The sequence below is a fragment of the Yinghuangia aomiensis genome, from assembly GCF_039542225.1.
Taxonomy (GTDB): Bacteria; Actinomycetota; Actinomycetes; order Streptomycetales; family Streptomycetaceae; genus Yinghuangia; species Yinghuangia aomiensis.
The window spans coordinates 244,274-258,110 of sequence record NZ_BAABHS010000013.1 but is presented as its reverse complement, the minus strand read 5'-3'; the positions used below and the strand labels follow the sequence as shown (position 1 = coordinate 258,110).

Annotated in this window: 14 protein-coding genes; 6 read left to right on the top strand and 8 right to left on the bottom strand. The window is 71.7% G+C overall.

Features of this window, described 5'->3' with window-relative positions; all coding sequences use genetic code 11:
* The 3 genes from ABEA93_RS20020 to ABEA93_RS20010 form a co-directional block, all read right to left on the bottom strand.
* The coding region (locus tag ABEA93_RS20020) for an Rne/Rng family ribonuclease (protein WP_345676991.1) at positions 1–3,543 on the bottom strand (3,543 nt) is incomplete at its 3' end.
* Between the two features lie 189 nt (positions 3,544–3,732).
* Positions 3,733–4,545: a TIGR03936 family radical SAM-associated protein gene (locus ABEA93_RS20015; RefSeq protein WP_345676990.1), complete on the bottom strand. Its 813-nt coding sequence runs from the start codon at positions 4,543–4,545 to the stop codon at positions 3,733–3,735.
* Positions 4,546–4,947: 402 nt separating this feature from the next.
* Positions 4,948–6,837, bottom strand: a complete 1,890-nt coding sequence (locus ABEA93_RS20010) for a hypothetical protein (RefSeq protein ID WP_345676989.1) — start codon at positions 6,835–6,837, stop codon at positions 4,948–4,950.
* A 123-nt stretch (positions 6,838–6,960) separates the two neighbouring features.
* On the opposite strand from ABEA93_RS20010, the gene ABEA93_RS20005 reads away from it, so the two are divergent.
* Positions 6,961–7,530 carry a hypothetical protein gene (locus ABEA93_RS20005; RefSeq protein WP_345676988.1) on the top strand — a complete coding sequence of 190 codons (570 nt, stop codon included), beginning with the start codon at positions 6,961–6,963 and terminating at the stop codon, positions 7,528–7,530.
* Here ABEA93_RS20005 and ABEA93_RS20000 read toward each other — a convergent pair.
* The 3 genes from ABEA93_RS20000 to ABEA93_RS19990 form a co-directional block, all read right to left on the bottom strand.
* Complete coding sequence (locus tag ABEA93_RS20000) at positions 7,527–7,949, bottom strand: DUF4234 domain-containing protein (RefSeq protein WP_345676987.1); 423 nt, start codon at positions 7,947–7,949, stop codon at positions 7,527–7,529. The two genes, ABEA93_RS20005 and ABEA93_RS20000, sit on opposite strands and share 4 nt — an antisense overlap.
* Positions 7,950–8,047: 98 nt before the next feature.
* Complete coding sequence (locus ABEA93_RS19995; RefSeq protein WP_345676986.1) at positions 8,048–8,506, bottom strand: MarR family transcriptional regulator; 459 nt, start codon at positions 8,504–8,506, stop codon at positions 8,048–8,050.
* 17 nt (positions 8,507–8,523) lie between these two features.
* Entirely contained in the window at positions 8,524–8,745 is a 222-nt protein-coding gene (locus ABEA93_RS19990) for a hypothetical protein (RefSeq protein WP_345676985.1), read from the bottom strand.
* Between the two features lie 279 nt (positions 8,746–9,024).
* Between ABEA93_RS19990 and ABEA93_RS19985 the strand changes: the two genes are divergently transcribed.
* The 4 genes from ABEA93_RS19985 (at position 9,025) to ABEA93_RS19970 (ending at position 11,523) form a co-directional block, all read left to right on the top strand.
* On the top strand, positions 9,025–9,849 hold the full coding sequence (locus ABEA93_RS19985; RefSeq protein WP_345676984.1) for a helix-turn-helix domain-containing protein: 825 nt from the start codon (positions 9,025–9,027) through the stop codon (positions 9,847–9,849).
* Positions 9,846–10,151 (top strand): DUF397 domain-containing protein, encoded by a 306-nt coding sequence (locus tag ABEA93_RS19980; protein WP_345676983.1) that lies wholly within the window; start codon positions 9,846–9,848, stop codon positions 10,149–10,151. The genes ABEA93_RS19985 and ABEA93_RS19980 overlap by 4 nt, the downstream gene beginning before the upstream one ends.
* Before the next feature lie 292 nt (positions 10,152–10,443).
* On the top strand, positions 10,444–10,845 hold the full coding sequence (locus ABEA93_RS19975) for a hypothetical protein (protein WP_345676982.1): 402 nt from the start codon (positions 10,444–10,446) through the stop codon (positions 10,843–10,845).
* A gap of 219 nt (positions 10,846–11,064) precedes the next feature.
* Entirely contained in the window at positions 11,065–11,523 is a 459-nt protein-coding gene (locus ABEA93_RS19970) for a hypothetical protein (RefSeq protein WP_345676981.1), read from the top strand.
* Positions 11,524–11,772: 249 nt separating this feature from the next.
* Here ABEA93_RS19970 and ABEA93_RS19965 read toward each other — a convergent pair whose 3' ends face one another.
* Positions 11,773–12,555, bottom strand: a complete 783-nt coding sequence (locus tag ABEA93_RS19965; RefSeq protein WP_345676980.1) for a hypothetical protein — start codon at positions 12,553–12,555, stop codon at positions 11,773–11,775.
* Positions 12,556–12,651: 96 nt separating this feature from the next.
* Between ABEA93_RS19965 and ABEA93_RS19960 the strand changes: the two genes are divergently transcribed.
* Positions 12,652–12,987: a hypothetical protein gene (locus ABEA93_RS19960; RefSeq protein ID WP_345676979.1), complete on the top strand. Its 336-nt coding sequence runs from the start codon at positions 12,652–12,654 to the stop codon at positions 12,985–12,987.
* A 40-nt stretch (positions 12,988–13,027) separates the two neighbouring features.
* Here ABEA93_RS19960 and ABEA93_RS19955 read toward each other — a convergent pair whose 3' ends face one another.
* Positions 13,028–13,834, bottom strand: a complete 807-nt coding sequence (locus ABEA93_RS19955) for a hypothetical protein (protein WP_345676978.1) — start codon at positions 13,832–13,834, stop codon at positions 13,028–13,030.
* Between the last annotated feature and the right edge of the window lie 3 nt (positions 13,835–13,837).

Sequence of the window (13,837 nt, the reverse complement as noted above, 5' to 3'; positions counted from 1 at the left end):
GTCGCCGCCCTTCGCGGCCGCGGCCGGCGAGCCCGCGGGTCGCGTCGCGCGGCGCGGGCCGCGGCGGCACGGCGGCTTGGGCGCGTCGGCGGCTTTCGTGCCCTCGGCCGGGGCCTCCGCCGCCGCGGCGGCCGTCTTCTTGGTCGCCTTCGGCGCAGGAGCCTCGGTGGCTTCCGCGGACTCCGCCGCTTCCGCCGCCTCGGCGGCCTTGGCCGCCGCGGACTTCCGCGTCGTGGTCTTCTTCGCCGCGGCCTTCTTCGGCGCCGCCGTCTTCTTGGCGGCGGTCTTCTTCGCGGCCGTCTTGCGCGGCGCCCGCTTGGTGGCCTTCTTCGGCTCCTCGGGCTCCTCGGCCTCCGCGGCTTCGGCCTCCGCCTCGGCGGCAGGCTCCGACTCCGCGACATGCTCCGTCACAGGCTCCGTCACGGGCTCCGTCACGGGCTCCGCAACGGCCTCCGCGGCCGCTTCCGGCTCCTCGGCAGCCTCAGCGACCGGCTCCGCGGCAGCCGCCTCCTCGACGGCTTCCGCCACCGCCTCCGCGACCTCGACGGCCTCGACGGTCTCCTCGACCGCCTCGACCTCCGCCTCGACGGCGGCCGCGATCTCCTCGGCGGCGATCTCCGTGGTCTCGGCGGCGTCGACGACGTCGGCAGCCTCCGCGGCCTCCTCGTGCACGTGGCCGTCCTGGCCCTGCGCACCGCCGCCGTTGCCGCCCTTGCCGCGCCGGCGGCGGCCCGAGCCGCCGCCCGACTTGGTCTCCGGCGTGTCCATCCGCACGATCACACCGCGGCCGTTGCACTTGTCGCAGGTCTCGGAGAACGCCTCCAGCAGCCCCTGCCCGACCCGCTTGCGGGTCATCTGCACGAGGCCGAGCGACGTCACCTCGGCGACCTGGTGCTTCGTCCGGTCCCGGCCCAGGCACTCGAGCAGGCGCCGCAGCACCAGCTCGCGGTTGCTCTCCAGGACCATGTCGATGAAGTCGATGACGATGATCCCGCCGAGGTCGCGCAGCCGCAGCTGGCGGACGATCTCCTCGGCCGCTTCCAGGTTGTTCCGCGTGACGGTCTCTTCGAGGTTGCCGCCCTGACCGGTGAACTTCCCGGTGTTGACGTCGACCACGACCATCGCCTCGGTGCGGTCGATGACCAGCGAACCGCCGCTCGGCAGCCACACCTTGCGGTCCAGCGCCTTCATCAGCTGCTCGTCGATGCGGTACGTGGCGAACACGTCCACGTCGCTCGACCACTTCGACAGTCGCGGCGCCAGGTCCGGGGCGACGTGCGAGACGTAGCTGTGCACCGTCTCCCACGCCTCGTCGCCGGAGACGACGAGCTTGGTGAAGTCCTCGTTGAAGATGTCGCGGATGACCCGGACGGTCATGTCCGGCTCGCCGTACAGCAGCGCCGGGGCGTTCGCCGTGGCGGCCTTCTTCTTGATGTCCTCCCACTGCGCCTGCAGCCGGGTCACGTCGCGGGCGAGTTCTTCCTCGCTCGCGCCTTCCGCCGCGGTGCGCACGATCACGCCCGCGTCCTCCGGCACGATCTTCTTGAGGATCGTCTTGAGGCGCGCCCGCTCGGTGTCCGGCAGCTTGCGGCTGATGCCGGTCATGGTGCCTTCCGGCACGTACACGAGGTAGCGGCCGGGCAGCGACACCTGGCTGGTCAGCCGGGCGCCCTTGTGCCCGATCGGGTCCTTGGTGACCTGGACCAGCACCGACTGGCCGCCCTTGAGGACCGCCTCGATACGGCGCGGCGAACCGGCCTCGAAGTTGACCTCGCCCGCGTACAGGACGGCGTTGCGGCCCTTGCCGATGTCGACGAACGCGGCCTCCATCGACGGCAGCACGTTCTGCACCTTGCCCAGGTACACGTTGCCGACGTACGAGGTGGCCTGCTCCTTGTTGACATAGTGCTCGACGAGCACGCCGTCTTCGAGGACGCCGATCTGGGTGCGTTCGCCCGACTGGCGCACGACCATCACGCGCTCGACGGCCTCGCGGCGGGCGAGGAACTCCGCCTCGGTGATGATCGGCACACGGCGGCGGCCCTGCTCGCGGCCTTCGCGGCGGCGCTGCTTCTTCGCCTCCAGGCGCGTGGAGCCCTTGACGCTCTGCACGCCGTCGCCGACGTCCTCGCCTTCGGTGCGGTCGCGCCGCGCGCGCGGCTCGCGGACCTTGACGACGGTGCGCTCGGGCTCGTCGGCACCGGGGGTCTCGGCGTCCGAGCCGTCGCGGCGGCGGCGCCGACGGCGACGGCGGGACGTGGCGCTCGCGCCGTCCTCGTCGTCTTCGGCGTGCTCGCCCTCGGCGTGCCCGTCCTCGTCGCCTTCGGACTCGTCGCCCTCGGCTTCGTCCTCGCCCTCGCCGCGCTCGCCCTCGCCGCGACCGCGGCGGCGACGGCCGCCCCGGCGGCGACGGCGGGTGGGACGGTCGCCGCGCTCGTCGGCTTCGCCGTCGTGCTCGGCGGCGTCCGCCTCGGTCTCGTCGTGCTCCGCCTCCGGCTCGGCCTCGTCGTCGTCGCGCGCGTGTCCGGCGCCCGGTGCGGCGACCTGCACGCCGGCCATGCTCGCGGCGGCTTCGGCGGCGGCGTTGCGGCGGGTCCGGCGGCGTCGGCCGCGCGGCTGCTCCTCCTCGTCGGTTTCTTCGTGCGCCTCGGCCTCGGGTGCGGCGGCCGGTGCGGCGAACACCGGCGCGTGCGCCTGCGGGGCCTGGAACAGCGGCTGGAACACCGCGGGCGCGGTCCGGCGCGGCCGCTCGGCCGGGGCCTCGGCCTCCGGCTCGGCGGGGGTTTCGGCGGCCTCGGCCGGTGCCTCCTCGGCGGCCGCGGGGGCGGCCTCGGGCTCGGCTTCGGCCTCCGGCGCGATGGTGGTCTGCTCGCTCACGGCGCGCTTGCGGGTCCGGCGGGCGCGGCGCGGCGCGGCCTCGGCTTCGGGTGCGGCCTGGGCTTCGGGGGCGGCCGTCTCGGCCGGTGCCTCTTCGGCGGCGGGCTCCGCGGCGACGGGCTCGGCAGCCGGGGCGGCTTCCGGCTCGGGTGCGGACTCGGGCGAGGTCACCGGCGAGGTGGCCCGGCGGCGGGCGCGCTTGCGCGGCGCGGGGGCCTCGGCTTCGGCCGGGGCCGTGTCGGGGGCCGGGGTCTCGGCGGGGGCCTCGGCCGGTGTCTCGGCCGCGGGCGCCTCGGCGGCCGGCTCGGCGGCGGCGCGCTTGCGGGTGCGGCGGGCGCGGCGCGGCTCGGGCTCCGGCTCCGGCTCCGGCTCCGGGGCGGTTTCCTCGGCGGCGGTGGTCGCGTCGGCCTGCTCGGCGTCTTCTTCCGCGGCCGCGTCGGCGGCAGCGGGGGTCTCGCCCTCGGCTACGGCGGCGTCGGCCTGCGCCGCGGCCGCCTCTTCGGCGGTCGGCTTCGGCGGTCCGGCCGGCCGGGACGCGGCCCGGCGCCGGCGGCGCGGGGCTGTGGTCTCGGCGGTCTCGGCGGTCTCGGTGGTCGTATCCTGCGTGGTCTCATTACGGTCGCGTGCGTCCTCGGACGCCGCACCGTTCGGCTCGTGCTCGAGCATGCGGGTCTGTCTCCCGTCACGCTTCCGGGCGCTCCACGGAGGGCGCCGCGCGGAAGCTCGTCTGTTGCTCGCCGGCCCCGCACCAAGCGGGGCCGACGAAAGTCTGTCGGAATGCGCCCGGGGCACCCGGTCGATCCGGGTGGGGGCGTCGACGGCGGTCCGTAACGTCGGATCCGGCCCACAGCCCGCCTACAGTTCCTCGTTCCCCGTCGAGGTCACCGCATGCTCGGGCGCGAGCGGATCGGTCACCGCTCCGGTCGCGGTGTCGAGCGGCCCCTGCGCCAGGCGGGTTACCGCGGCGGGTACGGGCGGCGCGAGGTCGGCGACCAGGCGAAGACCGGACAGAACGTCGTCGGGTCGGACGGCTGGTGTGGTGTGCCGTACAACCAGTCGCAGTATCGCACAGGGTCGATCGGCGAGCCCATCGACACCCGGGTGACCTGCGTCAATCTCGTGGTGGGCGGTTTCGGCGGCGGCCGGGTCCGCGATGGTGAAGGCCACCACCGCGGCGCGCGCGTCGAACGTGCGGAGCCCGTTCTTCGTCATGCGGTCGACCTCGACGCTCGGCGCGGCGAGGAACGTGTCGACGGCCTTCGCGGCGTCGGCGGGCTCGATCTCGGGGAGGCGGATCTCCCACACGGAGGCTTGGAGGCGCTCCGCGAGGTTGCCGGGGGCGGCCTCCACGACGTCGAGGACGTCGAGGCCGGGCGGCAGGGACTCGTCGAGGAGGGTGCGGAGCTGCGCGGGGTCGCAGCGGCGCGCGACGGACATCTCCAGGTACTCGGCTTCGCTCGCGACACCGGTCGGGGCGGCGCCGGCGTACGAGACCTTGGGGTGCGGGGTGAAGCCCGCGGAGTACGCCATGGGTACGTCGGCCCGGCGCAGCGCGCGCTCGAACGCGCGCTGGAAGTCCCGGTGGCTGGTAAACCGCAGGCGGCCGCGCTTCGTGTAGCGCAACCGCAGTTTCTGGACGGCCGGAGCGGGCGGCGGTCCTTCGGGCATTCGGCGTGCCAGGGCTGCTCAGTCCTCTGTGGATGCCGACTGGGGAAGTCGACGGGTCGGTATTCGGTATTCCGGCTCCCAGAGTAAAGGGAGAGGACGGGCGGCCGTCATCGCATGCCGGGTGGGAGGGGATGACGGCGGTTGTGGCGGGCGTGGCGGAAGGGTCCGTGCCGCAATTGCCGGTCTGATCTTCGACGGGGGTGGGCCCCCTGTCGGGTCCGGTCTACCAGCGTGGGGCGTGTGAGGGCGCAGGCTGTCCACAGGCTGCGGATTCGTGGGCGCGGGCTGTCCCCAGGGGCGGGTCGGGAGGGTGTAGTCAGGGCCGTCCGCAGTGCCGGGGCGGGACCTGCGGACGCGAGCGGCTCGCGGGCATGCCCGCGAGCGCGCACGCGACGTCCGCCGTCAGCGGCCCCGGCGGAACGGCCGCCGGACCTCGTCCAGCGTGCGCCGCACGCTCGCGCGGGCTTCGGTCAGGCTTCGGCGGACGCTCGCCCGCGCTTCGGCGAGGCTTTCGCGGACCTTGCGGCGCGTCTCGGCCAGCGAGGCGCGGACCCGCCGCATCGGGGCGCCGATCTGCGTGAACGCGCGGCGGAGGCCGGCCACGGCTTCCCGTGCGGAGGCCTTCAGCGTGGCGCCCGCGCGGCGGAACGGGCCGACGAGAGCCCGGCCGAAGGCGGGGATGGCACGCCCGGCGGCCTTCGCGGCGCGGCCGAGCGGGGCCAGGACCGCGCGGTAGACGGCGACGACCGGCCACGCGAACGCCCGCCCGAGCAGCCGCACGGCCCGCAGGAACCGGTCGCCCGCCCACCGCACGCCGTCGCGCGCCGCGCGTCCGACCGCCCACAGCCCCCGGCCGAGCAGCACCATCGGCCGCACGAACAGCCCGCCCGCGGACCGCAGCCCCCTGCGCGCCGTCCGCCCGCCCCAGCGCAGACCGCGGCCCGCCCGCGCGAACGGCCAGACGACGATCCGCACCAGGAAGCGCAGGAACCGGCCACCCAGACCGGCCGCCCAGCGCAGCGCGCCGCCGCCTTGGCGGCCGACGGCCCGGAGGGCCCCGGCGAGCAGGGTGAACGGCTTGGCGAGCAGCCCGCCCAGACCGCGCAGCGCGGTGCCCGCCTGGCGCAGCGGCCACGCCAGCACCCGCCCCAGGAACCGCAGCGCGGCACCCGACTGCCGGAACGGCCACGCAAGCGCACGCCCCAGGAACCGCAGGGCCGCGCCGGCCTGGCGCAGCGGCCACACGAGCGCGCGGCCGATCAGGCGGAGGACGCCGCCGATGCCGCGGAAGAACGCGTCGAGTCCGGAGCCGAGGAGCTTCGCCAAGCCCCGGAGCACCCGGAGCGGCCATTTGAGGACACCACCGAGAGCGCGCAGTGCGCGTCCGGCGTAGCCGAGCAAGGCGGCGACCGCACTACGGAGCAGGGCGAACGGTTTGACCAGCAGCTTGCCGAGCCCGCACAGTCCCGCGGCGATCCCCCGGACCAGCCCGCGCAGCCCGCGCGACGCCTGCCGGAAGGGCCACGCGAGGACGGCGGCGACGGCCCGGATGAGACGGACGAGTCCGCGCCCGGCCCCGCGCAGCCCGCGCTTGAGCAGGCGGAACGGCCACACCAGCACACGTCCGAGACCTTCGACGGCGGCAGCCAGCAACCGCCCGACGGCGCCGATCAGCCAGCCGATCTGCCGGAGCGGCCACAGGGCCAGGCGCCCGAGCTTCCCGATGCCCCGGCCGAGCGCCCGCAGCGCGGCCCCGGCCCGGTCGGCGATCCAGCGGACGGCTCGGGCCGCGTACCGGAACGGCCACGCGAGCAGCCGCCCCAGCGCCTCGACGACGGCCCCGACCTGCCGCAGCGTCCACCGCACGGCCCGCCCGGCGTGCCGGAACGGCCACACCAGCGCCCGGCCGAGCGCCCGCAGTCCGCGCCCGAGCATGCGGAACGGCCAGGCGAGCACGCGTCCGACGGCCCCCAGAGCCCCGCGGATCGCCGATGCGACCGCCTTGACCAGCCCCTTGACCACCTGCACGGGGATGACGACGACGAATGCCACGATCCGCAGCGGCCAGACCAGCCAGCCCGGCGCGTTGGGCGGATCCGGCTGGGCCTGTGCTTCGGCCTCGGGCGCGTCTTGAGGCTCGTCGCGCTTGGCGAGGTCGACCGGCTCCCCGCCGTCGGACTTCGCGTACTCGACGCGGTCCCAGCCCGCGTCCGTCCGCCGCTCGGGCCCAGTCGGAGGCAGCGGAATCCCGTCGTCGGGCACGCCGCCGCGCGCAGATCGATCTTTCGCCATCCCGCCCTCCCCCAAACGAACCGGCTTACCCGCCAGGGACGCACTCCATCACAGGCCTGGTTCCGAGGGCGGCGTGGGGGCGTACGCGCCGATCGCCGGAAATGCGCCGACTAGGCTCCGGTCATGCCGAGCCTGGGGCCGACACCGGAGTGGGTGCGCGAAGACGTGTGCACGTTCTGCCCGTCCCTGCTGTTCGGCCTCGGCGACTTCGACGTCGCGGAACGGCCCGGCCCGCGATGGCCGTGGAACCCCGACCTGGCACTGCGGGTGGACCTGGCGTCCGGCAAGGCGGTGTGCGTGCACCCCCACAAGGTCCGCCTGGGCGCGGGGCGTTACGCGAGCGAGGGGCTGGTGCCGGACGCAGCCGGGTGGGCCGAGCCCGAGCCGGTGGGCGAGCCCGACCCCCGCCCCGGACCGCCACCCGGCGCAATTCCGCAGCGATTGGCTCGACGCCCGGCCTTCCGTGCCCGCCGACCGCGGCGCGAAGCACCTGCCCCCGAGGCCTCGCCGCACCTCACCGCTTCGGTGCCGGGCGATCCGACACGGCTCGGCGCGTGGCTTTCCGAACTGCTGTCGGGCGCCACCCCGGACGCCCGGGCGGACCTCCTCGGCGAGGCGGAAGCAGCCGCCCGCACCCGCCACCCGGACGAGATCGTGCTCGCCGCGATGCGGGAAGCCCTCGCGGGCGGCTAAGAGGCCGGATACGCCACCGGCCGCGGCGGCACCGGCACCTTCGTACCTTCCGGCGGGTCGTCGTAGGACGCCCAGACCGAGTTCAGCTCGTGCTGGTAGTACAGCGAGCTGAGGCCCGCCACGAAGAACAGGATCAGCCCGATCCACGCGTTGCACGACACCCGCATGCCCGCCGCCTGCTGGTCCTCCGCGATGCGCTTGCCCAGGCGGTACGTCGAGATGAACGGCGGCACGATCAGGATCCAGCCGACGAGGAAGCTCATCATCGACCAGAACGGATTGACCTCGACGCGGTGGTTGAAGTCCTTCGTCTCGCGGTTGACCTTGTAGATCCAGACGAAGAAGTAGATCCCCAAGGTGATGAACGGCCAGACCAGCCAGACCAGGAAGATGTTGCGATGCTTGCCGATGGTGCCCATGGGACGCTCGCTGTCTCGGTGCCGGTGCCCGCGGTCGGTACGGGACTCCGAGAGTTCCCCCGGAACGGCCCCATGACGCGGGGCCGCGCCCGTTCGGGCTACTGGGGGAGGTCGCTGTCGCCTCCGAGGTTCGCGATCATGCGGCGGAGCACGTTCAGGGCGGTGACGAAGTCGTCGGTCGCCACCCCCTCGTGCATGCGCTCGTGGACCTTGCGGTTGCGGGCTGCCGCGCGCCGCCGTCCGGCTTCGCCCGCGTCGGTGAGGGCAAGCCGGCCTTGGGGCTCGACAATCCAGCCGCGGGCGTGGAGGTCGGCGTAGACGGCCTCGAAGTCGGTGTCCTGGCGGTCGAAGCGGGAGAGCTTGGCAGTGAGGGCATCGCGGTTCCACTGCTCGGGGGCTCCCGCGACGTGGTTGAGGATCCACCAGTGCGGCTGCGTCAGCTCTTCTTCGGCCAGGGCCGCGCGGATGCTGCCGACGGTGATCTCGTTGGCAATCCCGCTCCAGTAGCCGATGGGCTGGGAAGCAAGCTGGTCACGTGAGTACTCGGTGATCGTCATGACCGGACGGTAGAAGTTCAAGCCGAGTTCAAGTCAACCCGCTCGCCGGCGACCGGTACGACCCTCAGCTCGGCGGCCACTGCCACGAACAGCCGCTCGGCATCGAGCGTTTCGCATTGCACGAGCCGCAGCCCCGAGGCCCGCTCGACGATCTTGAGCACCACCCCCGCCGGATGCGGGAAGCCGGGCACGGCCTCAACCCGCGCCCCCACAACGAGGTTTGACGCCGCGGCGCTCACTTGCCGCCCCCGGCCACGCACCGCGGGCACGTGCACGCCGGCCAAGAGAAGACGGAGGGCGGCGGGAACCCGTCGTGGGGACGGACGACCTGGAGCCGCTTCTTCTCCCGTCCCCGATCCCCACCCGCCCCGGCCGTGTAGGTCCGAATCGACATCCGACTCTCACCACGCGCCATTTCCAGCCTCCCGGTAACCGATTCGCTACGCAGAGGAACATGCCGCGGCGTAGCTTGGGAACGGCGCGAAATTCAGCAGTTGAATCTGGGGGATAGACGAACGATGCCCGCTCCCAAGACGCTTGATCCGGAAGCCTCGATGTGGGACCTCTTCGGCGCCTACCTGCGGTTCTTCCGCCTGCGGGCGGGACTGACGCAGGATCGGCTGGGCAGCGATCTGCATGCAACAGGGTCGTTCGTTGGACAGATCGAGACTGCTGAGCGGCACCCGGGCGAGGAGTTCGTGGCGCAGTTCGACGAGCGGCTGGGCGCCGAGGGTCTGCTGATCGCCACGGCATTTCACGCCACCCGGCTCACGGATGACCAGCCGGGGTGGTTCGACACGTTCGCGAAGGCAGAAGCGGCGGCGGTGCGGATCCGCACGTTTCAACCGCAGGTGATTCCCGGGCTGCTCCAGTGCGAGGAGTACATGCGCGTGCTGCTGCGGCGGGCCAGGGTGCCCGCAAACACGATCGACATGTGGGTCGACCGGAGACTCAAGCGGAAGCCGGTGCTCACGAAGACGGAGGCACCCGAGTACTGGGCGGTTGTGGATGAAGCGGCGTTGCTGAGACTCGCGCAGGACAAGGTGGTCGCAAAGGCCCAACTCGCGCACCTGCTGGAGTTGGTCGAGCTGAACAACGTGGTGTTGGAGATGGTCCCGATCGAGGCCGGTCTGCACGCATGCATGGATGGCGCATTCGTGCTGCTCAGCGTGCCGGGTAAGGGCGAATGCACTTACGCCGAAGGCACGTTCGAGGGGCGAATGTCGACCGACTCACACGGCGTCTCCGAAGTGCAGCGCCGTTACGATCTGCTGCGGGCCGACACGCTGTCGCCCGCACGCACCGCACGGCATCTGAGAGACCTCTTGGAGGGCACAGCATGACCGCACTTACCCAGCCCACGTGGCGCAAGTCCTCGTACAGCGGTCAGCAGGGCGGCAACTGTATCGAGACGGCTGTGCTGTGGCGAAAGTCGAGCTACAGCGGCAACCAAGGCGGTGCCTGCGTCGAGACGGCCGCGCTCTGGCGGAAGTCGAGCTACAGCGGTCAGCAAGGTGGCGATTGCGTCGAGACCGCTGCCCTCGACCGCTCCGTCGGAGTCCGCGACAGCAAAGACATCCGCCGCGGCCATCTCTCCCTCTCCCCCGCCTCCTGGGCCGCCCTCACCGCCTCGATCAAAGGCTGACGGCCCGCCCACATCACCGCAGCCCCGTCGGAGTTCCGGCGGGGCTCGCGCATTTCCCCCTCCCCTTGCTTGTAGCCGCACGAAGATCACTCCACAATGCGGGCGGCACGGTTGGACCTTGCCCGGGGGGGATCAGCACATGGCTACGCGAACATCGTCCGGAATCGCCGCACTGCTCCTGGCGATCACACTGAGCGGCACGCTCGCCGCATGCTCGCGCGCCACTCCGGAGCCCGTACCGCGGGCTCAATCCGAGGTGACGCCAGTTGCGTTGCCCTCCACGGCCGCGCCCGTGACCACGCCACCGGTGGAAGCACCCACCGCCGCGGAGTCCCCCACGCCGACGCAGGAACCGTCTCCGGCGTCCACACCGGAGCCCACACCGGAATCCACCGAAGCCCCTCCCACGGAACCTCCCGCCGACATCCCGCCCCCGAACAACGACCCGGTGACGCTCAAATACTGGCCCGGCCTGAAGGACATTCCCTCCTGCCGGCAGAACATCGGGGCCCCACAGTGCGCGGTGGACGCATTGCACTTGGGGGTCCCCCATCCGGCGAGCGACGCCGCGAAGGTTCCCGCACCGCGCCCCGCCCCCTCGATGCCCGCGGGGTGCACCGCACGCCCGGCAACTGCCGCCGACTTCCCCGGCAGTTCCATGCACCCCGACAGCCTCATCGTCACCTGCGGCTGACCGCAGCACCTCGCGGCCTGCGAGTCACGCGGCGGTCATCGGATGCGCCGGATCAGGCCGGAGGCGCGAAGCCGCCGGAAGCCGAGAAGGGCCCGAACCCGCAGGTCACGGCATTCCGCACCAGGGCTTGCCGCGGAATATCCGATGGATCCTCGCAGATGGCCAACGGCGCGCGCAGGCGACGTAGGCTCGGAAGGGTCCATACCGAGGTGAAGAACCATGTTCCCCACGAATCGCACCCGACTGGCGGCCTTGGGCGCGGCAGCAGGCGCGGTCGTCGCTCTCGGCCTCGGGCCGATTGCGGGGATCGCGCAGGCGGCACCGCACGCCCTGAAGGTTCCGCTCACCACCGCGAACGTCAACTGTGACGGCTCCCCCGCCGGAGGGCAGGGCACCGGACCCGGCGGCGGCTTCGTCATCTACAACGAGCCCGCCAACGGCAAGCTGATCGCCAACGTGGTCCTCCAACACGCCCGACCCGGTACCACGTACAACGTCCGGGTGATCCAGAGTGCGGCCACCTGCGGTCAGGTCGACGGCTCGATCACGACCGACAGTTCCGGAGCCGGCAGCGTGAACATCCAGGAGCCGGTCAGCGGCACCACGGCGTTCGTCGCGATCAACAACACCGGAAACCCGGCCAACGATTACCTCACTACCCAGGTGATACCCACCTGATCCGCGCCGGGCGATCATCCCCGCGAACACCAAACGGCCCCACCGGAGTTCCGGTAGGGCCGTGGTGTTGCTGCAGGGGAACTACTTCACCGAAAGCGGGAGCAGTTTCTGGCCCGTCGGGCCGATCTGGATCTCGGTCTGCATCTGCGGGCAGATGGACACGGCCCTAGATGCAGGGAGAGCGGCCAGGTCCGCGGGTCTCATTGAACGGCAAACCGTCGACGCAACCCAGTCCCGCGCTCGGGCAGATCAGAGCGCCAGAACGCCGAACACAACCATTGCGACCAGAGTGAGCGCCAGAACGACCCAGTTGGCACGCTCCGCTGGCGTGAACGCCGCCCACCCGCGTAGACGGGGCGGCGCACTCACGTGGTAGAGGCGGGTGGCCCAGCGCTCATCGAAGTCACGGCGTCGCGCGGCGGCCCAGCGTCCGCCTAGCCACCCCCAGGCGACACCGCAGACCTGGATGGAGATCCCGAGCCCCAGCAACCAGGCGGAGGGCGACCTGATTGAGATCAGGAGCGGAATCATGGCGACAGCAACGATCAACGTGGGGATTCGCAGCGCGACGCGCCATGCCCACCTGCCTGCTACAAACCTCGGGGGGCTTCCTCCCCCGCAACCGACCAGTACCTGATTCAGGTGCTCGAACCGGCCGCGCGCCCATGTGCCGTCCTCCGCGCTCACCGACACTCGGCAGGTGTTCGGCCCAAGGTTCAGCCAGAGATGCCGACCGCCCGTATGGTCCAGGGCGGTGAGCCTAATAGACGACGGCCGCGCATCCGCAGCACCGTACGGAGGCTCACGGACCGCTTGCTCTAGGTCCGCAATGGAGCGGCGCTGGAAGCTTCGATCATGAAACTCCGTGCTCACTCGGATATGAGTCGGATCGAAGCCCTCGACAGCGATGGCTTCGAGTTGGGCCAGGCTCACCTCTGTGATCTTGCAGCCATGCAGGCTGGTGCTCAGATCGGCCGTGTCCCGGGCTCCAGGAGGAAGTGAACTCCCTTGCCCCGGTGCGGACGTGGTCATGCCGAAAAGGATGACACACGCGTACGTGCGCAACAGGCTGTCGCCCAAGGCCAGCCATTCGGGCAAATAACGCAAAAAATCGCAAGAAGCCCGCCGATGGCTGGCGGGCCTCCTGCGCTCACCGTCGAGTCCGCGGACGAACTGCCCCTCGATCGGATGCTCGCCTTCCAGGCGATGTACCAGGAGGAGTACGCCGACAACGCGGTCTCCTGCACGGCCAATGTGCCCGAGGGCCTGGACGTCGAGCACACAATGGAGGTCATCCTTCACTGGCTGCCGGCCTTGAAGGGGACGACGATCATGGTCGACGGCACCCGGGCTCAGGCGCCGTACGAGCGCATAACCGCCGAGGAGTTCGCGGCGTACGAGCTGACCCGGGTCGAGGACTCGACCGACGAGGAGTGCGCCTCGGGCGCCTGCCCGATCCGATGACAGCACCGGCCCCGCGTCCAGAACAGGGCGCGGGGCCGGCTTAGTTGTCTTCAGCGGGGGGCGCGATGCCTCGGTATTCGGCCCATCGCTGGCACGCCGCCAGCATCGCCTTCTTCCACCCGGCCGTCGGATCCTTCGCGCAGTACGCGGCCCACATGTTGACGTTCGCGATGCAAAAGGCATCGATGGCGGTCGAGTCCGCACGGTGCCACTGCTCGCACTGGGCGACAGCCTGTTCCGCCCCCTCTGGTGTGTGGTGGGCAGCGACGAGTTGCATAACCAACAGGGCCGGGTCGATGAACCCCGCGCCGACCGTGGGCCACGCCCAGTCCGCGAGGCGGACGGTGGTCTCGGTCACCAGGAAGTTATCTGCGTTGAGATCGGTGTAGAGGAGCGTGCCCCCGCGGAACAGGGCTGAGTCGTCGGTGAATCGATCCCAGCGATCCTCGGTCCACCCTGCCGTGAAGTCAGGGGGGCTGATCTTCGGAATCCGCCGCAACGTCGAGATGATCAGGGGGAGGTCTTCGGCCCCGGGGTCGAAGTGGGCGGGACGCCCTTTCACCGCCTCGAAGACGAGGAGAACCCACTGGTCGTCCTCAAGTTGCCAGTGCAGCTTCGGGGCGATCGGCTGAACGTAGGGGTTGATCAGGGCCTCGCGCTGAAGCGACTCAAGCCGGCCCCCCGGCCGATTCCGCTGGCCCTTGACGAACCAGCGACCCGCATCAGTGTCGACGAACATCAGCAGATCCGACATATAGCCGTTCTCGGCCGACCGGTAGCTGGTGATGGTGCCGACGTGCCGCTGAAACAGGTCCAGCGGCACGTCGGTGGGCGTTGCGTCTGCCACGGA